19 protein-coding genes are annotated in these 19,994 nt (G+C 45.4%); 14 read left to right on the top strand and 5 right to left on the bottom strand.

Annotated elements, in window-relative coordinates:
• Positions 1-155: 155 nt before the first annotated feature.
• Complete coding sequence (locus ACQ76X_RS31055; RefSeq protein ID WP_438497613.1) at positions 156-1,202, bottom strand: peptidoglycan DD-metalloendopeptidase family protein; 1,047 nt, start codon at positions 1,200-1,202, stop codon at positions 156-158.
• Between the two features lie 211 nt (positions 1,203-1,413).
• Between ACQ76X_RS31055 and ACQ76X_RS31050 the strand changes: the two genes are divergently transcribed.
• The gene (locus tag ACQ76X_RS31050; protein WP_438497612.1) at positions 1,414-2,211 is read left to right on the top strand and encodes a response regulator transcription factor; all 798 of its coding nucleotides are present in this window, start codon (positions 1,414-1,416) and stop codon (positions 2,209-2,211) included.
• Entirely contained in the window at positions 2,208-3,980 is a 1,773-nt protein-coding gene (locus tag ACQ76X_RS31045) for a sensor histidine kinase (protein ID WP_438497611.1), read from the top strand. The genes ACQ76X_RS31050 and ACQ76X_RS31045 overlap by 4 nt, the downstream gene beginning before the upstream one ends.
• Here the strand turns inward: ACQ76X_RS31045 and ACQ76X_RS31040 are convergent.
• From ACQ76X_RS31040 to ACQ76X_RS31030, 3 genes are read right to left on the bottom strand one after another with little or no spacing between them, the layout of a single operon-like run.
• The gene (locus tag ACQ76X_RS31040) at positions 3,967-4,659 is read right to left on the bottom strand and encodes a DUF4097 family beta strand repeat-containing protein (protein ID WP_438497610.1); all 693 of its coding nucleotides are present in this window, start codon (positions 4,657-4,659) and stop codon (positions 3,967-3,969) included. The genes ACQ76X_RS31045 and ACQ76X_RS31040 overlap by 14 nt on opposite strands.
• A gap of 47 nt (positions 4,660-4,706) precedes the next feature.
• A complete protein-coding gene (locus tag ACQ76X_RS31035; protein ID WP_438497609.1) occupies positions 4,707-5,648 on the bottom strand; it encodes an ABC transporter permease in 942 nt (313 codons plus the stop codon).
• Entirely contained in the window at positions 5,645-6,556 is a 912-nt protein-coding gene (locus ACQ76X_RS31030; protein ID WP_038598188.1) for an ABC transporter ATP-binding protein, read from the bottom strand. Before ACQ76X_RS31030 ends, ACQ76X_RS31035 begins: the two co-directional genes overlap by 4 nt.
• Positions 6,557-6,723: 167 nt before the next feature.
• Between ACQ76X_RS31030 and ACQ76X_RS31025 the strand changes: the two genes are divergently transcribed.
• The 10 genes from ACQ76X_RS31025 (at position 6,724) to ACQ76X_RS30980 (ending at position 17,001) form a co-directional block, all read left to right on the top strand.
• Positions 6,724-8,517: a response regulator gene (locus ACQ76X_RS31025; protein ID WP_438497607.1), complete on the top strand. Its 1,794-nt coding sequence runs from the start codon at positions 6,724-6,726 to the stop codon at positions 8,515-8,517.
• A 92-nt stretch (positions 8,518-8,609) separates the two neighbouring features.
• Complete coding sequence (gene rlmH / locus ACQ76X_RS31020) at positions 8,610-9,089, top strand: 23S rRNA (pseudouridine(1915)-N(3))-methyltransferase RlmH (RefSeq protein WP_076111861.1); 480 nt, start codon at positions 8,610-8,612, stop codon at positions 9,087-9,089.
• A 609-nt stretch (positions 9,090-9,698) separates the two neighbouring features.
• Entirely contained in the window at positions 9,699-10,808 is a 1,110-nt protein-coding gene (locus ACQ76X_RS31015) for a DegT/DnrJ/EryC1/StrS family aminotransferase (protein ID WP_438497606.1), read from the top strand.
• Positions 10,805-12,373: a hypothetical protein gene (locus ACQ76X_RS31010; RefSeq protein ID WP_438497605.1), complete on the top strand. Its 1,569-nt coding sequence runs from the start codon at positions 10,805-10,807 to the stop codon at positions 12,371-12,373. The genes ACQ76X_RS31015 and ACQ76X_RS31010 overlap by 4 nt, the downstream gene beginning before the upstream one ends.
• Before the next feature lies 1 nt (position 12,374).
• The gene (locus tag ACQ76X_RS31005; RefSeq protein ID WP_438497604.1) at positions 12,375-13,070 is read left to right on the top strand and encodes a WbqC family protein; all 696 of its coding nucleotides are present in this window, start codon (positions 12,375-12,377) and stop codon (positions 13,068-13,070) included.
• Between the two features lie 12 nt (positions 13,071-13,082).
• A complete protein-coding gene (locus tag ACQ76X_RS31000; RefSeq protein WP_438497603.1) occupies positions 13,083-14,060 on the top strand; it encodes a glycosylase in 978 nt (325 codons plus the stop codon).
• Positions 14,057-15,004: a hypothetical protein gene (locus ACQ76X_RS30995; protein ID WP_438497602.1), complete on the top strand. Its 948-nt coding sequence runs from the start codon at positions 14,057-14,059 to the stop codon at positions 15,002-15,004. Before ACQ76X_RS31000 ends, ACQ76X_RS30995 begins: the two co-directional genes overlap by 4 nt.
• Positions 15,005-15,754: a class I SAM-dependent methyltransferase gene (locus ACQ76X_RS30990; protein WP_438497601.1), complete on the top strand. Its 750-nt coding sequence runs from the start codon at positions 15,005-15,007 to the stop codon at positions 15,752-15,754. It abuts the gene before it with no gap.
• A gap of 20 nt (positions 15,755-15,774) precedes the next feature.
• Positions 15,775-16,203 (top strand): GNAT family N-acetyltransferase, encoded by a 429-nt coding sequence (locus tag ACQ76X_RS30985; RefSeq protein ID WP_438497600.1) that lies wholly within the window; start codon positions 15,775-15,777, stop codon positions 16,201-16,203.
• 540 nt (positions 16,204-16,743) lie between these two features.
• Positions 16,744-17,001, top strand: a complete 258-nt coding sequence (locus tag ACQ76X_RS30980) for a hypothetical protein (protein ID WP_438497599.1) — start codon at positions 16,744-16,746, stop codon at positions 16,999-17,001.
• A gap of 113 nt (positions 17,002-17,114) precedes the next feature.
• On the opposite strand, the gene ACQ76X_RS30975 is transcribed toward ACQ76X_RS30980, so the two are convergent.
• On the bottom strand, positions 17,115-18,467 hold the full coding sequence (locus ACQ76X_RS30975) for an MATE family efflux transporter (protein ID WP_076111783.1): 1,353 nt from the start codon (positions 18,465-18,467) through the stop codon (positions 17,115-17,117).
• 131 nt (positions 18,468-18,598) lie between these two features.
• Here ACQ76X_RS30975 and ACQ76X_RS30970 point away from each other — a divergent pair, with 131 nt between their 5' ends.
• Together ACQ76X_RS30970 and ACQ76X_RS30965 are read left to right on the top strand one after the other, a co-directional pair.
• Positions 18,599-19,279 (top strand): TetR/AcrR family transcriptional regulator, encoded by a 681-nt coding sequence (locus tag ACQ76X_RS30970; protein WP_438497598.1) that lies wholly within the window; start codon positions 18,599-18,601, stop codon positions 19,277-19,279.
• A 118-nt stretch (positions 19,280-19,397) separates the two neighbouring features.
• On the top strand, positions 19,398-19,994 hold a 597-nt coding region (locus ACQ76X_RS30965), incomplete at its 3' end, for a phosphotransferase (RefSeq protein WP_438497597.1).

Below are 19,994 nucleotides of genomic sequence, written 5' to 3'. Positions count from 1 at the left end.
AACAAATGAAAAAGAGGACGTCATAGCACGTCCTTTTGCTGTTTCTATAGAAGGAAAAAGAACCCTGCCATCAGCAGGGTCCAGTTCATACTATGCAGATTAAGGTGCTTGCCTCAGGCGTATCCTATCATGTTCATTCTTCTTTTCCTGAGCTGTTAGCGGTTTGCAGCGGCCTTGCCGGTTACAGTCTGGCCCTTCAGCGGATTAAGATTGTCCTTCCACCGGATATGGAGGGACCGGGAGCCGAACAGGTCGGCTCCGTCCGATACCTGGTAATGCAGATGCGGCTCGCTGGAGTTGCCGGAATTGCCAAGCTTCCCGATGATATCGCCCGTTTTGACCGAATCGCCTTTTTTTACGGTGACCGAACCTTGCTTCAGATGGGCCAAAAAGCTGTATTCCCCGCCGTGGTCAATCACGACCAGATTGCCTGGGGGTTCTTTTTCATTCATCACGCCCACAGGGGTATTATCGGGGATATCGTTTATGACTTCGGTGACGATTCCGTCAGCAGGGGCGGTGACATTCTTCCCGAAAGCATGGTAGCTCTCATTGCGCAGCGGATCCCCTTCGTATGAAAGTCCATTCACCTCCTGCACGAAATCATAGGCGTAGCGCTGGCTTTCGTACTCATAATGATAATTGTTCAGCACGTTGTTGCCGCCCCAGAATACAAACCAATCCCCTTGGAACGGCAGCGTCATGGCAGTCCGGGTCAATAACTTATCTGTCTCGGGATAGGTGGTCAGCTCCGTGATGTTCAGGCCGTGAATGACGCCCGCTTCATCAAAAACAGCAATAATCCCCTTGTCGCCCTCATCGCTTGTCCATATCCGGTGTTCGGCGCCGTTCAGCCTCATCATAGTGGAAGGCTCAAAGGCAGTGACCCCTTGAATAAACGCCGAACCCATCTCTTTGACCTCATCTTCACTGATTTGCTGCTTGAATTCAGGGCTGAACCGCTCATAAATCCCGCTGAAATTGCCGCTTAACAGGGCCCCAGCCAAATTCTCCGGCTGTACGGGCTGTTGTCCGCTTTTGCTGATTTCAGGGGATGCGGACGGTGTAACTTGCGCCACATCCTCTGTGGGGCTGGCAGATGCTGATGCCTCCGGACTGTTATTCATCTTTTCTCCTCCACAGGCTGATAATAAGACGGCCAAGACCGTCGTACCGGCCATCATTTTGCTGATGCTTCGCATATGTTTTTCCTCCCGGCTGTGCTGTTGTCCTATCGTCTCTTTATTGTAGTTAGTCAGTATTTCCGCCAGTATAACACTGCATTAACGGTTGCTTAACTTTGAACAACGGTTTTGGCAGACGAATTAAGCTATTGTTAAGGTTGTGCGGCCAGCCTGGCGGAGCCAATCATGTTATGATAGTTGCGATTACTAGATCGAAAGGGGAACTGGCATGAACCATGCTGCCATTCTGCTCGTCGATGACGAGGCGTCCATTGTTGAGCTGATCAAGACGGTACTTTATAAAGAAGGATTCACGGATATAGATTCGGCGGGTACGGGTGAAGCTGCTATTCTGGCCTGCCAGAGCAAGGTGTATGACCTGATTGTGCTGGATGTGATGCTGCCGGGGCGCAGCGGGATTGATATTTGCCCTTTCCTGCGGCAGACGACGAATGCGCCGGTGCTGTTTTTGTCTGCGCGTATTTCCGATTTTGACAAGCTTACCGGCTTTGCGGTCGGCGGCGATGATTATATAACCAAACCGTTTAATCCGCTGGAGCTGGTGGCCCGGATCCGTTCGCAGCTTCGCCGTTATCTGGGTGACGCGGGCGTGCCGGAGCCTGTTCAAAATAAAGAGGGGCAACACGGACAGCCTCCCCAGGGAAATGCCAGGCAGGAGCGGCAGCCGCTTCAGCAGAACATTAGCTATGATTTCGGAAGATTCCAGGTGGATGAGACGGCGGGCGAGCTGAGAGTGGAGGGCGAAGTGGTCACCTGTCCGGCGCTGGTGTTTCAGTTACTGTTATTTTTCTGCAAGCATCCGAACCGGCTGTTCACCAAAAGCGAGCTGTACGAGCGGGTATGGGGTGAGGCCGCGCTTAGCGACGACAATACAGTTATGGTACATATTCACCGGATCCGCGAACGGATTGAAATGGAGCCTGCCAATCCCGTGTATCTGGTCAACGTTAGAGGACTGGGGTATAAGCTGGTACAGCGCAGCGGGAAGGAAAAGGGACAGGCATGAAGATGAAAAGGCGTCTGACCCTCCGGTTCGTGCTGCATTCGGCCATCGCCGGATTGGTTGTGCTGCTTATTGCGGCAATCACCGTTATGTGGGTGCTGCTGCGGCTTTCGGAGATCAATCTCACCGATAATTTTGTTTCTGTAGGTTTGGAAAGGCTGGTTGAGTCCTCCGAGTTCGGAGCGGACGGCATTATCTTCGACCCGAAGCTGCTGGAGCAGGTCAAGCAAAATAAAGGCTGGCTGCAAAGCCTGGATGAGAACGGAAAAGTAGAGAAGGCCTATAACACGCCTTCTGACGTTCCGGCGCAGTATAATCCGGGGGAGCTGGCCGCTTATTGGCAGCAGCAGCAGGATTTCCCTTATGACGTCTACCTCTGGATTCAGGAGAAACACGGCAGAATGTACACGCTTCTCTATGGGGTGCCTGAGGTGCTTAAGCCGCTATTGCAAGCGGTCAGCGAAGAACCTTCCTCCTATGCGGAGGGGAAGCTGCTGCTTTCAGCTAAGACAGAAAGCCGGATCCAGGCGCTTGGCGGTTATGTGCAGCTGCTTAATCCGGAGGGCAGTGAGGTGGCGGCGTTTAACCGGCCGGAATCTGCTCCGGCCAAATATACTGTACAAGAGCTTGCCTTGCGCTCGAAGTATGAGGGAAGATACGGATACCGTATGGCGTTTGACTATAATGAAGATACCGGCCAGACCTGGGTGGTAAGCTTGCCCAATGATGCGGCGAAGTTATCGGCCAAGGACCCCCTGATCTCCGCAGAAATGCGTATTGTACTGACTGGAATTGCCGGGATGCTGGGGGCGACGCTGCTAATTTTTGCGCTGCTGTCCTTCTTGAACGCGCGCCGGTTCGGCGCTCCGATGTTCCATATGCTGGCCTGGCTCGATTCCCTCGGGCAGGGCTCTTATGACGAACCGGTGGACCGCAAAGGCCGTCCGCGCAGCCGGCTGAAGTCAGGCAAGTGGAAGCGGCGTTATTCTATCTTTGCCGATGTCATGCTGTCCTTGGACCAGCTGACCGGGATTCTGCGGCGTGACGAGGACCGGCGGCAGCGGACAGAGACCCTGCGGGAGGAATGGATTACCGGCATTACCCATGATTTGAAAACCCCGCTCTCCTCCATTAAAGGTTATGCCCATTTGCTCGCCGAGGATACTTATGACTGGACCTCTGAAGAAGTCCGCAAGTTCTCTGCAATCATGCTGGAGAAGTCGGCGCATATGGATACGCTGATCAGCGATTTGGCCATTACCTACCGGTTGAGATCGGGTATTCATGTCCCGCAGACCGAGGCCGTGGAGATGAAAGCCTGGCTCGGCAATGCGCTGGAACAGGCCGCAGCCAACCCGGAGTATGGAGAGGGGCGGATCATTTATCAATCCCCTGACACAGAAATTACCGCCAGGATCTATCGGCCTTGGATGGAGAGGGTCGTCGGCAATTTAACGGCCAATGCGCTGCTGCATAATTCTTCGGATACGCAGCTTACCGTAACACTGAGTGCGATGGATACCGGCGGATTGGTTATTATTTTCCGCGACAATGGCCAGGGGATGGATGAGCAGACGGCGGCGAATTTATTCGAGCGGTATTACCGCGGGGGAGATACGGCTTCCACAACGAACGGTTCCGGTCTGGGCATGGCGATCTCCAAGGGATTGGTTGAGGCGATGGGTGGACAGATCACCGTGAGTTCCGCCCCCGGCAAAGGAACGGAAATCCGGCTTATTTGGGAGGGTCTGGTGGCTGCTATTTTCGGCTAACGTTTCCACCAATGGTTCCAAGCTTAATTTCACCATTCCCGGTCTGGGAAATCACGGCATCGCCAGTAATGTGATCCATATCTAGGGACCCGTCTCCGACAGCAACCTCGGCCGAACCTTCTACTTGGGTTACCACAACATGTCCATTGATATTATCGATATCAACATCGGTACCAATATTGCGCACGGTGATATCGCCATCCCGGTTGGAGAGTGTTACCGGACCTTTGGTGTCGATAACCTCCAGATCTCCGTTCACGTTGTCCACCTCCAGCGGAGCCGAGAGATCAGCAACCTTAAGTTTGCCATCTCTATGCGAGTCCAGCTCCACAGCGATTTCACGCGGAAGTGTAATCTCCAGATCCACGGCCCCGGAACCCATAGCCAGCATCTGGCCGCCAAAGGAAGCATCCAAATAAGCAGTAGCCTCTTCTGCCCGCAGCTTCAGCTTCAATTTATCCATACTTATGCCTTTGGCGGTAACCACGGCGGTGACCTCAATCGTATCCGTGTCTGCACCGTTTACTTCAATTTCTCCGTTGCGGTTATCTATAACCAGCTTCGTCAGCGTGTCAGCCTCCAGTTCAAGCTTCTGAGTTGACGATGTTTCTTCGCCCTTGCTACAAGCGGTTACTAGCAGCAGGCAACCTACGATTAATAATCTCCATGTCCAGCGCATTGGAATTCCCCTTTTCTAAATTTAATATGGAAGAGCATTGTGTACCGTTATGAGACATCACGTTTGACGAACAGGGTGTGCGAAAGAAGATGCATAACTGCCAGATGAAGTCCTATAAAAGCCAAAGAGAAGCCGAGCGTCATTCCTTTTACCGCCGGATCACCCAAGAAATAACCGCTAAGGTCGGAATGGGAGAAAATAAAGAAACGGGTCCACGTCCAGCCGTTCATGGCGATGGAAATAACAAACCCGGCCACGGAAACGAACAAGGGAATGACGATAGCAAAGATAGGACTGCGAAAACCAGCAGATATCATAAAGGCCAGTGTAACTGAAATCAACAGAAACGGCAGATGGAACAAGTAACTGCCAAGGATTGAAAGCAGCATGGGCGTTTGGTGCACGGTATGATCCCGCACATACATATAGCTGTCTCCAAGACCGCCCCAGCCGAACATGATTCCCCCGAACAGCAGGGAGAGCAGAAGGCCGAGCAGTGTCAACCCCAGTCCGAACAGGAGCGCGGCAATATATTTGGCGGTATACACCTCTGTCCGGCTGGCCGAGCGGGTCAGCAGCAGCTTGATCGTGCCGGACACAAATTCGGCAGCTGCAATCTCTCCGGCAATAATGATTGAGATCAGCGAGACGGCAAATATAATGTTTCCTGAAAGATCCCCCGCAAAGCTCCAGGCATTCGTCTCAGGCGGCAAATTATGCTGTAGGGAGTACTCGTTCAGCAAAATGTTTTTCTCCGCCTGCCGTATTTCAATCTGCAACGCATCTGGTTCGGCAGCTTCCTCTGCCAGCCGGTGATTCTCCTGCTCAAGCTGCGACCTCCAGTCTGCCGCAGCGGTGCCTCCATCTCCAGCACGCACATTGATGATCTGAAGGATGACGAAGACCGCAACAAGAGCAATGAGCACCCAGGTGCGTTTTCTTTTGTAAATCTTCATATTCTCATTTCGGATATAATTGATCAGCTTCAATGTCCTTGTCCTCCTGTAATCTCAAGGTATTTGTCTTCAAGCGTCCGCTTCACCGTGTTCACCCCGTATACGTTGATGCCTGAATCCAGCAGCTTCTGGCTGATTTCGGGAATGCGGTTCTTGGGTAGGCGTACACGAAGCTGGTTGTGGCCGGCAGTAATTTCCGCGCCTGACAGGAACGCTTGCAGTACTTGCACCGCCAGCTCCGGCCGGTCCACCTCGAACTGGACGAGCGCGTCATCCTCCTGAACCAGCTCCGACAAACGATGCACTCCGATCAGCTTGCCTTGCTGGAGCACGGCAACGCGGTCGCACATCATCTCCATTTCCGACATCAGATGGCTGGAGATCAGGATGCCGACATTCTCCTGGCGGGCCAGATTCTTCAGATGCTCCCGCAGCTCGTGGATGCCCGCCGGATCAAGGCCATTGGTCGGTTCATCCAACAGCAGCAGAGAGGGCTTATGCATCAGCGCTACAGCCAGGCCGAGACGCTGCCGCATCCCCAGCGAGTAGGTACTGACTTTTGCAGAAATGCTCAGCTCCAGTCCTACAAGCTTGATAATCTCCTTCAGCCGGTCCTCGGTGACGCCCGGACTCATTCTTGAGAAGAGGATCAGATTGTCATATCCGGATAAATATTTGTACAGATCGGGCTGTTCCACGATAACGCCAACCTTGCCCATAGCTGCGGAGAATTGCTGCCGGGTGTCGATTCCGTCAATAATGACCTGTCCTTCCGATTTGGAGACCAGTCCCACGATCATGCGGATTGTCGTTGTTTTTCCAGCTCCGTTGGGGCCCAGCAGGCCCATGATTTCTCCTTTTTCCATTTCCAGTGATACATGGTCTACAAGAGTTTTGCGGCCAATGACCTTGGTCAGATCCCGTATTTGAAGCAGCGGCAAAGCTACCCCTCCCTTTTCCAAATGATTGTAGTAGGATATAATTCTGCATATCGCTTAGCTGAATCCCGCTGCCCTTAACCTACCAAGCGGACTGTCATATTGAACAGTTACTGCGTGTCATATGCTGGATGTGACAACAGATCAAGCCGAATTGGAGATGCTGATTGATGCAAAAAAATAAAGCCCGGCGGGCGTGGCAAGATCTAACCGTTCTGCTCTTACGCCTGTTATGGAGCATAGCTGTCGTTATATTGATGTATCTGGATAAGCCGGATTTCCCGCTCTGGCTGGTGCTGCCAGCGGTATTGCTGGGCGGCTTAATTCCTGCATGGGTTGGACGGGATTTCAAGACGCGGTATATTCTTCTGGAATTTATATTCGCAGGCGGGATCGCGTTCGCGCTGGCGTACTATTTTGGCTTAACGCGATTATTCCTGCCTGCCGTAATGATGCTTGCCTTCCATACCCGGGGCAAGGCGCACTTATATACGCTTCCAATCACCTTATTGCTGTACAGCTTAAGCGCCGGACCCGCGATAGGGGAAGGACTGTCGCACCCGCTGATCTGGAAGAGCCTGTCGGACGGGTTGTTCGTCTACGCAGCCGGATATGGCTTGCAGATGGGAGCGAAGTCGATCAACGCGATCCGGCAAAAGCTGACGCTAGTCAACGAGCAATATACCATTCTGGAGCAGTATTCCTCTCAGATTGAACGCATGACCCTGCTGGAGGAACGTTACCGGATGGCCGGGGAAGTGCATGATACGATTGGACACAGCTATACTTCGATGATTCTGGGTCTGGAAACGCTGAGGCCGCATGTAGCCACGCAGGAAGGAGAGCATAAGCTTCAGGGTGTTCTGGAGCTAGCCCGCAAGGGGCTGGAAGATGTGAGGCGGCAGGTCCATCAGATGGATCCGCTGGAGGAGCCGGTGACCTTGGACCGGGCTTTGATGCAGATTGCCGGGCAGTTCGAATCCAATACGGGGGTCGCATTGTCGTTCCGCACGATGGGCGAGCCTTATGCGGTGATTAAGCAGGCCAAACATACATTATGCCGTTCGCTGCAGGAGGCACTGACCAATGCCAGCAGGCATGGGCAGGCGAGCGCCATCCGGGTGGTCCTGCAATATGATCCGGCCCAGCTCATGCTGCAGATTCAGGATAACGGCAAGGGAACTGCACAGCTGCGCTACGGCTTCGGCCTCACCGGTATGAAGGAGCGTCTCGCGGCATTGCAGGGCAAGCTATATATTGATTCCCAGGAAAATGACGGCACATTGGTAACCTGTATGATCCCGAATCAGACGCAGGAAGGGGAGCGGCGGATTGATATCCTGCTGGCTGACGATCAGCCGCTGGTCCGCGAGAGTCTGAGGCTGCTGCTTGGAGAGGAGAAGGATTTCCGGATCCGTACTGCCGCGAGTGGCAAGCAGGCACTGGAGCAATGCGCCGCCGAGCAGCCGGATATTGTCCTGATGGATATTCACATGCCGGAAATGGACGGTCTGGAGGCTACCCGGCAGCTTAAGGAGAAGTGGCCGGAGATCCGGGTCATTATCATTACAACCTTCGAGGAGATTACCTATGCGGCGGAAGCGCTGCGGCTTGGGGCTGAGGGCTATCTGCTAAAGGCGCTCCATCCGAAGGAATTGGCAGCGACGATCCGCCTGGTCTACGGAGGCGGGACGATGATCTCGCAGGAGGTGGCCCAGCAGCTGTTCCAGGATCAGCAGCTAGATACTTCGCTGAATCCGTATGATCTGACTGAGCGGGAGCTGGAGGTTCTGCAAGAATTAACGGAAGGGCTGCGCAATAAGCAGATTGCCCAGAAGCTGCATCTTTCAGAGGGAACCGTCCGAAACTATATTTCGGCGATTTATTTGAAGCTTCAGGTGGGCGACCGCGACGAGGCCGTAGAGAAGAGCAGGAAAGAGCAGCTGGTGCAGCCTCGGGCATAGAATTAAGTTAAGACTGATAGCTGGCGGATGCCTTGCTAATCATACACGAAGAATACAGCAGCCGGCCCGGAGGCCGGTATATGGAGGATATTATGTTAATTCAAATTATCGGCGTGGGCAAATTGAAGGAGAAATACCTGATCGACGGCATCGCGGAGTATGCCAAGCGGCTGACGCCGTACCTCAAGCTCCAGCTCATCGAAGTAGCCGATGAGAAAGCGCCCGACAACCTGAGCGCCGCAGAGGTCGTTCAGGTTAAGGCACGCGAGGGCGAACGCATCCTCGCGCATATCAAGAGCGAGGCGCATGTTATTGCGCTCGCGATCGACGGCAAGCTCTGGAGCTCCGAGGAGCTTGCCGCAGAGATCGACCGGCTCGGCACCTACGGGACGAGCCATGTCGCCTTCGTCATCGGAGGCAGCCACGGGCTCTCCGATGAAGTCCTGCGCCGCGCCCAGCAGCGCATGAGCTTCGGCCGCATGACGCTACCCCACCAGCTCATGCGGCTGGTGCTGGTGGAGCAGGTGTACCGGGCGGTGAAGATAAACCGGGGGGAACCGTATCATAAGTAAAGGAGAGTTTTAATGGAATTGGAAATGTGAAGAGAAAGATTTAAGTTCCATCAATTTACTAATAGTGATTAGGACTGAATAAATAGGTTCAGTCCTTTTCTTATTCAGAAAAGATTCCGGAGGATAGGTGAATGTGTTGAGTTTGTGCCTGAGAGAGTTAAATATAGAGAGCTTGGTTGGGTCATTGGATAAGAGTAGGTTGAGTCATAAAAGAGCAATGATTGAGAGTAGTTTAGTGATTTGGTGGTTGATTTATTAATAAATTTATCATAGTTAAAAAATGCATGTTATTATATCATATTGTAAAAAAATTAGAATTAAACATTTTGTGTAAAATATTGATTATGATAAGCTGTTTTAACAGCTAATGTAATTACGGTTATTTTCCGATATAAGTTAATAGACAACCTTAAGTGGATTCACACTAAAATTGATTTTAAGTTTGTAACAAAGCGGTATTTTCATAAATTTGATGGAAAGAAAATGTGATTCTGAATCACTGTAAATAAACTGATATCTCAATTACTCTCAGAAAAGAAAAGAGTAAAATAAATGCTATCAGTACACAAATAATATCAGCATAAATAAATATAAGAGAGTGAAAATACGATGAACAAAACAAGATATGTTACAAAATCATCTTTGCCTCCTTTAGAAGAATATATTAATGAAATTAAAGGATTATGGGAAAGTTCAATATTGACGAATATGGGCGAATTACATAAAAAGTTAGAGAAAGAACTAATAGACTACTTGAAAGTAAATGAAATCTCTTTATTTGTAAATGGTCATTTAGCGTTAGAACTTGCAATTCATGCACTTGGAATTACGGGTGAGGTAATTACAACTCCATTTACATTTATATCCACGACACATGCGATTGTTAGACGCAATTTAACCCCTGTGTTTTGTGATATAAACGAAGAAGATTATACGATAGACGTATCAAAGATAGAGTCACTAATAACGGAGAAAACTTCAGCAATCTTACCCGTACATGTGTATGGAAATATATGCAATGTAGAGGAGATTGAAAGAATTGCTAAAAAGCATAATTTAAAAGTAATTTATGATGCAGCACATGCTTTTGGTTGCGAATATAATGGACAGGGAATTGGGAATTTTGGTGATGCCTCAATGTTTAGCTTTCATGCTACTAAAGTATTTCACACAATTGAAGGCGGAGCAGTAGTCTACAATAAATCGGAAATAGGAAAGTTATTATATCAGCTAAAGAATTTTGGAATTAAGTCACAAGAGGAAGTTGACGGAATTGGACTTAATGCCAAAATGAATGAATTTCAAGCAGCGATGGGAATATGTAACCTAAGGCACATTGAAAATGAGATAGATAAAAGAAGACAGGTAACGGAATGGTATGATAAGAGATTGACAGGGGTGCCTGGAATAAAAATACGAAATGCACAAGAAAATGTCAAATATAGTTATTCATATTATCCTATAGTAGTTATAGAGGAAGAACTAGGGTACAGTAGAGATGATATTTTTGAATGGTTAAACAACCATCAGATATACGCTAGAAAATATTTTTATCCATTAACATATCAAGCAGAGTGTTATAGTGGAGTTTTTAATACTGTAAAGACGCCAGTAGCAGATAGAATATCAAAGCAGATTTTGGTTTTACCATTAGCAACTGATATGACAGAAGAAGAAGTAGATAAGATTACTAACATAATAAGGAGTATTAAAAGGTGAAAAATTTATTTATCAAGTTGCAACATTTTTTAAGAGTGATTCAAGCATCAAACAATAATGTAACTACAGAGTATTCAGAAGCAAAGAATAATTGCTTAGAAGAGTATAATGAAAAATGTAAGCAGTTGGGTAAAGATAAAGTTATTGAGGAGATAAAGAATAGTTTTGCCGGAGACTACAGTAGTCAATTGTTTTTGTTAAGTGTATTGATTAAGGAGCTAAATGATTTTGATGCACTATTATATTTACTAAATATATTATGCACCGAAGAAATCTCTTTAGACGAGTTAAAAAACTATAAAACACAAGTTATTGTTATGCTAAACAATAAAGTAACAACTAATCTTGATAAGGATATCTATTTCAAACAACGTCAGTTAAATAGCAAAATAAATAAACTGTGGAGAGATGAGTTAGGGCTAGAATTACCTTATGTTCCATTAAAAGAACGAAATTCAAATAGAATTGTAATTGTAACGAACCAGCTATTAGGTGTAGAACATGCACCTACTCGCATATTGTTAGAATTAATCCATATTCTTCAAGCAGTTTATAATATGCAAGTATATACAATTGTAGCATTTGATCAAAATTATGACTATGGCAATTGCATAACACCTTTATTTCTAAATCGAATACAACAATTAGATAGATTCTTTGAACTTGATTGTGGGTCTCCAAGTATGGTTGTTGGATATCAGATTGTCATAGATGAGAATAATATTAATGAACAAAGAGAATTAGTGGAAGCAATTTACGACTATAATCCGATGTGTATATGGAAACTAGGAAGTATCGAGAATTTTGCCGATTTATTTAATGGCTTATTCACTGTGATGAGTATGAATTTAACAAAACAATTAGTAGTTTCAGAGAGTGATATTTTATTACGTTATTTAAAAGGTGATAAGAAGTCAACATATGAGATTGAGCGTTTTATCGAAGAGAAAAAACAAACCATTATAGATTTTAGAATACCATATATTCCAGAAGATAATGGGAAGGAAATAGCAAAATATGACTCACTTCCTGAGGGTGCATTTCCGATAGTTATAGCAGGAAATCGTTTGCAGTCGGAGCTAAATAATATAGTAGTAGAAATGTTAGAAACTATATTAGAAATTTCAGATTCTATATATTTTATTTTTATAGGACAAGTTTCATTAGATCAAGTCACAATTAATAAAAAGCTTATTAGTCGTTCAAGATGTATGGGATATTCGGATAATTTTTATAGGGCTGTAGGAGAAGGGAAACTATTTTTAAATTTACCACGAAGTGGAGCAGCTGCAGGAGCGGTATGTTCAATTTTCCAAGGTATACCGGTAGTCACACTTCCAAACTGTGATGTCGCTAGTGCCGTTGGAGAGGAATTCGAATGTGAAACGTTAGAAGACATGGAGAATCAAGTGAAAAGATATGTAACGGATAGTGAATTTTATCAACACAAACGTAATGCAGCCTTAAAGAAAGCGGAGGAAGAAAAACAAATCAATCTAGTTGACCAAGTAGGAGAAATCTTATCAGAAGCTAAACAGCTAATTGAAAAGAAAGAGATAGTTTAAAATGAAGATTGGAATAATGCAGCCCTACTTTCTACCATATTTAGGGTATTTTCAATTAATTAACGAAGTTGATTTATTTGTTATTTATGATAATATCCAATATACAAAAAAAGGATGGGTTAATCGAAACCGCTATTTAGTACAAGGAAAAGATAACTATTTTACAATAAATTTACAAAAAGAATCAGATTTTTTAGATATAAGAGAACGACATATTTCAGAAGCATTTAACTCTACTAAATGTATTAATCAGCTAAAACAAGCCTATAAGAAGGCTCCTTATTATGAGGATATTATTGCACTAGTTGAGAAGTGTTTTACTTACAATAGTAGAAATTTATTTGAATTTATTCATCATTCAGTCAATATCATAGTAAGTTATTTGGGAATTAAGACAAAAATAGTAACGTCCTCTTCATTAGATATAGACAGTAGTTTAAAGTCACAGGATAGAGTGATTGCTATTTGTAAAGCATTAAACGGAACGGAATATATAAATCCTATTGGAGGCGTGGATTTGTATTCAAAAGATGTGTTTAGTAAGTATGATTTGGATCTAAAGTTTATCTGTATGGAGCCACTTCAATATGAACAATTTGGGAACGAATTTATTCCTGCACTATCAATAATTGATGTCCTTATGTTTAATAGTAGAGAGCAAGTTATCGGGATATTAAAACGGTGCCAGATAAATTAGAGGAGAGGCAGTATGCTGAATTGGAAAAAGAAAGGGTTAATATTTAATCCATGCGAGGATCAAAATAGACCGAGTTGGAGATGGAATTATGCACAAGGACAAAATGTACTAATACTTGATAGTTTTGTTCGTGTGTATTTCTCCTGTCGTGAAAAGCCAAATGAACAAGGGCAAACCATTAGTCGTATTGCATATGTTGATTTGGATCGGGAGAACCTGACAAAAGTAATTAAAGTTTCTGAACATCCAGTGGTAGAACTCGGTGGGATAGGTGAATTTGATGAGTTTGGAACTTATCCATTTAGTGTAGTTAGGCATGGAGATAAAATATATGGGTATTATGGTGGAGTTACACGCTGTGAATCAGTACCTTTTAATGTTGCCATCGGTTGTGCTATAAGCGAGAATGACGGTGAGTCATTTAAGAAAATAGGAAGGGGACCTGTAGTTTCCTATTCTATAGAAGAGCCATTTGTGGTGTGTTCTCCTAAAGTTAGAATTTATGATGGAAAGTGGTATCTATTTTATTCGACAGGTAGAAAATGGGTTTCTGTCGATAATGGAAGACCAGAGATCTACTATAAACTTAGGATGGCAACGTCGAAAGATGGAATACATTGGGATAAGTTAAATAAGGATATTATAGCTAATAAGCTAGGGGAAGATGAGGCACAAGCATGCGGAGATGTAATTTATAAAAATGGTGTGTATCATATGTTCTTCTGCTATCGAAAGTGTTTAGATTTTAGAAACAATGTTAACAACTCTTATAGGATTGGTTATGCAGTTTCTAGGGATTTAATACATTGGACAAGAAAGGATGAGGAATGCGGAATTAATGTTTCAAAGGTTGAGCGTGAATGGGATAGTGAAATGATTGCATATCCCAATGTATTCGAGCTAGACGGAAAAATATATATGCTATATCTTGGGAATGAAGTGGGAAAATATGGATTTGGATTGGCTGAGCTAGAAGGAGATTTAATATGAAATGGCATCGAGTAGGGCCAAAGGATGGATTAATATTTGATCCTCAGGAGTATGGATTAATTTTTGCGAAATCTCCGCAAGCTGTGGTTTATGATACGTATTTAAGAATTTATTTTTCATTTTGCGAAATTGATGAACGGCAAAAATATATTAGTAAAGTAGCTTTTATTGATATAGATAAAACATTTTCAAAGATATTGCACCTATCGACATCAGTTTTGGCAAATGGAGAGTTAGGGTGCTTTGATGAGCATGGAGTATTTCCATTTAGTCCATTTAAGTATGAAGGAAAAATTTATGGCTATACAAGTGGATGGTCACGTAGAGTCTCTGTTTCAACGGATACCGGTATTGGGTTAACAATATCAAATGATGGTGGAAAAACATTTAAGCGAGTCGGAAATGGACCTGTTTTAACGAGTTCCTTAGAAGAGCCATTTCTCGTCATTGATGGTTTTGTCAGATATTTTAACGGTTTATTTCATATGTGGTATATTTATGGAACTCAATGGATACAGTTCCCGGGCCAGAATGAACCAGATAGAATTTATAAAATTGGTCATGCTGTTTCTAATAATGGCCTAGATTGGGAACGAGAGGGACGGCAAATTATTAGTGAAAAAATTCCATTAGAATGCCAAGCCCTTCCTAGTGTCGTGTTCTATAAAAATAGATACCATATGTTCTTTTGTTATAGGCATGCAACTGATTTTAGAAAGAATAGGGAAAAGAGCTATCGCATTGGATATGCATATTCTGACGACCTTGTTAATTGGACTAGAGCAGATGAAATCGCAGGAATAAGGCTACCTGAAACAGGATGGGATAGTGGAATGCAATGCTATCCTAATGTATTTGAAATGGGAGGGACGTTATATATGCTATATAACGGAAATGATTTTGGCAAGACTGGATTTGGTATTCTAGAGTTAGTGGAGGATTAGATGAGAGATTATAATAAGGAATTACAAGACAATAGTAGACAATATGCATACAATTTTGATTTTGATATTATGCATCCCTATATGATAAAGTCTTTTGAGCCATACAGGGTAAGTGGAAATGCTTTAGAATTAGGTTGTTATCAGGGAGCATTTACTAAGCGTTTAAGTACTATTTTCGATAATATTACTTGTGTTGAGGCATCAGAGGATGCAATTAATGTGGCGAAAATGAGCCTAGATGACGTTGAAGCTGAGATAAATTTTATTCATGATGTTTTTGAAGGAGTCAAGCTTCAGGAAAAGTATGATAATATATTTTTAACTCATGTGTTAGAACATATAGATGATCGTATAGGATTACTTAAAAAGATAAATGATGAATGGCTAAGTGACAAGGGAGTAATTTTTATAGCATGTCCTAATGCTAATGCAGCATCAAGACAAATTGCAGCTAATATGGGGATTATACCAAGCTGTGAATCTATAACCAAAGCAGAAGAAGAACATGGACATCGAGTGACCTACACTCTAGAAACACTACAGAACGACATTCAACAATCAGGCCTAAAAATAATTCACTCGTCTGGAATATTTTTTAAAGCTTTAGCAAATTTCCAGTGGGATCAGTTATTGAGAACAGATATCATTTCAAAGGAATATCTTGATGGGTGTTATGAGCTAGGGAAGAAGTATCCAGACTTATGTTCATCAATCTTTTTTGTATGCATGAAAGGTGGAAATCAGTCATAGAGGATTCAGTAGGATTAGAAATGAGTAAATTGATTTCTTATAGTGAGATTTTAGATGTATTACATACATTTAACGATAGCTTTAATCCTCAAGTTTCGGAAAAGGTTGGATCCCTTGAAGAGTATGCAAAAAAAATTAGTACATTTGCAATAACATATACTATAAATCGTAATGATGAGGTAGTAGGATTTATTTCATTTTATGTAAATGAAAAAGAAGTATATATAACCCTTATCGCAACTAAAAGAACTGAACGAAGAAATAAGTTAGGAACACAGCTATTAAACAAGGCACTTGAATATTGTAAAAAGAATTGTTTAAGTTATGTTAGATTAGAAGTAGATAATCAGAATAATAAAGCACAGAAGTTTTATGAAAAACATGGATTTACTAGGGAATCAAAGTCGTCTAAAACTACAACATATTATATATATAAAAGTTGTTCATAAAAAGATAATTAATTCCAATAAAACCCTCATAGCATATGAAACGGAGAACCGTATCACAAATAGGGCGAAATATTAGTAAAATATTGGGTGTTTACTTTACCCGGCTCAGGTTGGGGGGAGTTCTTACTAAATGGAAAAAATGGGTCATGGCGTTGGGCATTACTTGACGCTGTTGACCCGTTTTTTGTTCTTTCCGCTAGCTTTGCAAACGACTTAATCTAATGAAATCCTAAATACAACCTAAGTTCCCGGAATTTATAACGAGGAAACAAGCGGCCGGCTGAGACTATGCGACGATTTTTATCCGATATACGTTTGGGATGTTGTCATGGCGGGGGTGGCCTGGTAATAGACATGATTAGAACTTTCAAATTTGGCTGAATTTGGAGTAGGAGCCAAGGAAACGGAGGGAAAGATCATGGCGACACAGACGGTATCAGGCATCAGCCCGGTACAGGCCATTACAGCTTACGGTGGCACACAAAGCGATGTCAGTTCCTGGAGAAGCAGCGGAACCGGTTGCTGATGGAACTGGACAAGGTGAATGCAGCCCAGGGCGGAGAGATGCAGACTCCTTATCGCCGGGAGCAGCTGCAGCGGCAAATTCGACTGATGGAGGCCCAACTGGTGCAGAAAAGTGGGAGTAGCACCCCGGTCGATTTTGTACTGGCTCCTCCGCTTCAAGACCATCTCCCGCTCTGGCGGACTGAAGGAAAGGGAGACCTCAAGGGCGTCGGTCTGACCGATCCCCGGACGGCGACGGTAAACTCAGAGGGCCATTTCAACGCGTTGATTTAGACAAAAAAGCGAAGGTGCGAAAAGCGTCCGGTGATGAACCGGCTTCTCGCACCTTCTTTTTTTAAAGAGGCCGCAGAACTCCAAGGTTGGCTGATCTGGCTGTTATATAACTTCTACTGTACTAAACTATCCAATTCCGGCTGCAATTTGTTCCGCAGAACATACAGCATGACGGCACCGACAAGGAATGCGGCGGCATCCGCAATGACAATCGACCAGACCACCCCGTGGAAGCCGTTCATTTGATTGGCGATATAAAGCACAGGAATCAGCGTAACTCCTTGAATTATTGACATAATAAACGCGGCCGTTCCTTGCGCTGTTGCCTGGAAGACCCCGGTAAACAGAGTGGTCATTCCTGTAATGAACAAGGATAAGAACGTCACATGCAGAATGTAGCTGCCCATTTCAATTAATTGCGGGTCATTTGTAAAAAGACCAATTAAATGGTCGGAAACTAAATAGACGATGATGCCGAATACGGCTGCTAACCCCACAATCACTTTGATCGTAAATCCAATGGTATTCTTCATGCGCAATTTATCCGCTGTAAAAGAGAAGGCAATGAGCGGCACGACTCCCTCGCATAAGCCCATCAGAATAAACTCAGGAAATTGCAATAAACGTGATGAAATTCCGTAAGCCGCTACGGCCGAATCTCCGTATTCGACAAGAAAATGGTTGAAGATAAGCGACATTGCCCCCAAAAAGATGCTCATAATAAAGACGGGAACCCCGATTTTGAATACATTGCCCAAAATGTCTTTGGTAGCCTTGAACCATTTTACGGAGACAGTTAAAAATTGGCTTTTATATCCCATATGGAAGGCGTAGTATACACTCGCAACCAAGTTAGAAATGACCGTAGCTGACGCAACGCCGATCACGTCCCAGTGGAACACAAAGATGACGAGCGCATCGAGAATGATATTTACAACAACACTGAGAATCATACCGATCATCGACGTGATGGCTGCACCCTCCGAGCGCACGATATTCTCCAGCGTGAAAAATAACACGACGAACGGTGAACCGATAAGCATAACCGTGACATAGTCCTTCGTGAATCCGAAGGAGTCAGGCGTTGCCCCCAGGCCATGAACGATGGGATCGATCAACGGGAGACCCGCGGCCATCACGAGAAGACCGAGAACTAAGCTGCTGTAAAAAGCGAATGAAGACACATGCTTTACGTCATCATACTTTTTCTCTCCTAACATACGGGAGATGTAGGTACCGCTGCCCATGCCAATCAAGTTGCCCAGCGCCATAATGATTGCGAATAGCGGCAAGGTTAGCGCGAGTGCGGTTAACATAGCAGTATTATGGAGTGTACCAAGGAAATAGGCATTCAAGATGGAGTATATGACATTCATTGATGTGCCTAGCATCATCGGTACAGCGAAGTGAGCTACGGCCTTTGCGACCGGTGCTTTCTCAAAATAATAAAGGTTTTCTGCATCCATATTGGATCACCACTTTCTTTATTTTATCCAGTCTAACGGTGTTAGATTGAACCTTACAGTGTTAGATGATATCATGAAGCTATAAACCTGTAAAGCATAAACTTACACTGTTAGATAAAGGGCGGATGACGATGAAAAAGCAGCAGCCTCAAATTTCGGAGGACAGGATTCTGGAAGCCTCGTGGGAGCTTCTTGGAGTGGAGGATATCGAGAAATTCAGCATGAGACGATTGGCCGACAGGCTGGGGATTCAGGCTCCCTCCCTGTACTGGTACTTCAAGAGCAAACAGGATCTTTACCAGCGCCTGGCCAATCAGGTATCGAAGGTGATCCTGGAAGAGTTTCACTCCGAGGGGGATTGGAAGGAGCAACTGACAGGGCTTGCGGTAACAGTACGGAGCGTGCTCAGCCGATATCCCTGCTCTACGCAGCTCATGATGATGACGCTGCCCCACGAACCGGACATCATCCGGTTCACCAACCGCATGCTGCTCTGCGTGGAATCGACGCCGCTTGCGCAAGCGCAGAAAATGCAGGTGGTTACTACGCTTGTGAACTATGTCTTCTACTTCGTTCTAGACAATTATCAGCATGAGCGCAATGTCTCCGCGATCCTTAAAGACCAGGGAGCACCTCCGGGTGAGGAGCTGATTCGGCTCCTGGATTCCATGAGCGAGACGGATACGGGCCTGTTCAGGAGGATGTTTACGAACGGGCTGTTCGAGCTAATGGGGACCGACGGGGCGTTTGAGTTCGGCCTGAAGCTGATTCTGCTCGGGATTGAGCAGGTGATAAAGGAGCAGGAGAAGTAGTATGTCATCTGGAGAGTTCGACATCATAACTGACCGCCAAGAAATTTTATAACTCTACTACGCTCTCTGCGCAGTTTCGCTGTTCGGGTGCGGAGGGATTTGGAAAGGTTGGATTCAAATGCTGTTGACGACTGAGGACCAATTAGTTAACGAAATCGCGGACTGGCTGAAAAAGCATTTTTCGGCTGAGATGCTGTCCGCCGAGCGTGTTAGGCGTGGGCTATTGAACGAGAAGTGGATTGTCGAGACGAATAAGGGGGGGCTGTTCGTCAAAAGCTATCACCCCGAGCGGTTTAAGATGCATGATCCGGAGTTTCGCGGCAAGATTGAAAATGCGCTGCAACTGCAACTTCTTTTTTATCAGTCGGGAGGACCGTGTCCTGAGCCGCTGACGTTGGATGGGCGCTGCATGCACATCCTGCCGTGCGGAAGGTACATGACCGTCATGACGTGCTGTCCGGGCGCTATGGTGCCTGCTGGCATGATCGGTGAGCATAGGATGCACTCACTCGGACGTGCTGCCGCGGATATGCATACCGTCTGGGATTCCGCGATGGCATCAGGGCTCGGAGCAGCAGTGCCGCCGGAGGAACCGGTTTGGCAGTTGTCTCGCGAGGAGCTGGAGCGCACCTGGGAGTTAAGTTGGGAGGCGGCTCGTGACTCGTCTGAGCGTGTCCGGAACGCATTGCAATTACAGAAGGCGATTGTTGATTCC

It is taken from the genome of Paenibacillus sp. IHBB 3054 (assembly GCF_051594305.1).
Lineage (GTDB): Bacteria > Bacillota > Bacilli > Paenibacillales > Paenibacillaceae > Paenibacillus_AQ.
Note: the sequence above shows the minus strand (reverse complement) of the source record. Positions and strands in the feature narration are given on the sequence as shown.

Coding starts and splice junctions, on each gene's coding strand:
- rlmH (WP_076111861.1), top strand. CDS start 8,610: ATGTTAATTCAAATTATCGGCGTGGGCAAATTGAAGGAGAAATACCTG.
- ACQ76X_RS31055 (WP_438497613.1), bottom strand. CDS start 1,202: ATGCGAAGCATCAGCAAAATGATGGCCGGTACGACGGTCTTGGCCGTC.
- ACQ76X_RS31005 (WP_438497604.1), top strand. CDS start 12,375: ATGAAGATTGGAATAATGCAGCCCTACTTTCTACCATATTTAGGGTAT.
- ACQ76X_RS31040 (WP_438497610.1), bottom strand. CDS start 4,659: ATGCGCTGGACATGGAGATTATTAATCGTAGGTTGCCTGCTGCTAGTA.
- ACQ76X_RS31025 (WP_438497607.1), top strand. CDS start 6,724: ATGCAAAAAAATAAAGCCCGGCGGGCGTGGCAAGATCTAACCGTTCTG.
- ACQ76X_RS30970 (WP_438497598.1), top strand. CDS start 18,599: ATGAAAAAGCAGCAGCCTCAAATTTCGGAGGACAGGATTCTGGAAGCC.
- ACQ76X_RS30995 (WP_438497602.1), top strand. CDS start 14,057: ATGAAATGGCATCGAGTAGGGCCAAAGGATGGATTAATATTTGATCCT.
- ACQ76X_RS30985 (WP_438497600.1), top strand. CDS start 15,775: ATGAGTAAATTGATTTCTTATAGTGAGATTTTAGATGTATTACATACA.
- ACQ76X_RS31045 (WP_438497611.1), top strand. CDS start 2,208: ATGAAGATGAAAAGGCGTCTGACCCTCCGGTTCGTGCTGCATTCGGCC.
- ACQ76X_RS30990 (WP_438497601.1), top strand. CDS start 15,005: ATGAGAGATTATAATAAGGAATTACAAGACAATAGTAGACAATATGCA.
- ACQ76X_RS31050 (WP_438497612.1), top strand. CDS start 1,414: ATGAACCATGCTGCCATTCTGCTCGTCGATGACGAGGCGTCCATTGTT.
- ACQ76X_RS31015 (WP_438497606.1), top strand. CDS start 9,699: ATGAACAAAACAAGATATGTTACAAAATCATCTTTGCCTCCTTTAGAA.
- ACQ76X_RS30975 (WP_076111783.1), bottom strand. CDS start 18,467: ATGGATGCAGAAAACCTTTATTATTTTGAGAAAGCACCGGTCGCAAAG.
- ACQ76X_RS31000 (WP_438497603.1), top strand. CDS start 13,083: ATGCTGAATTGGAAAAAGAAAGGGTTAATATTTAATCCATGCGAGGAT.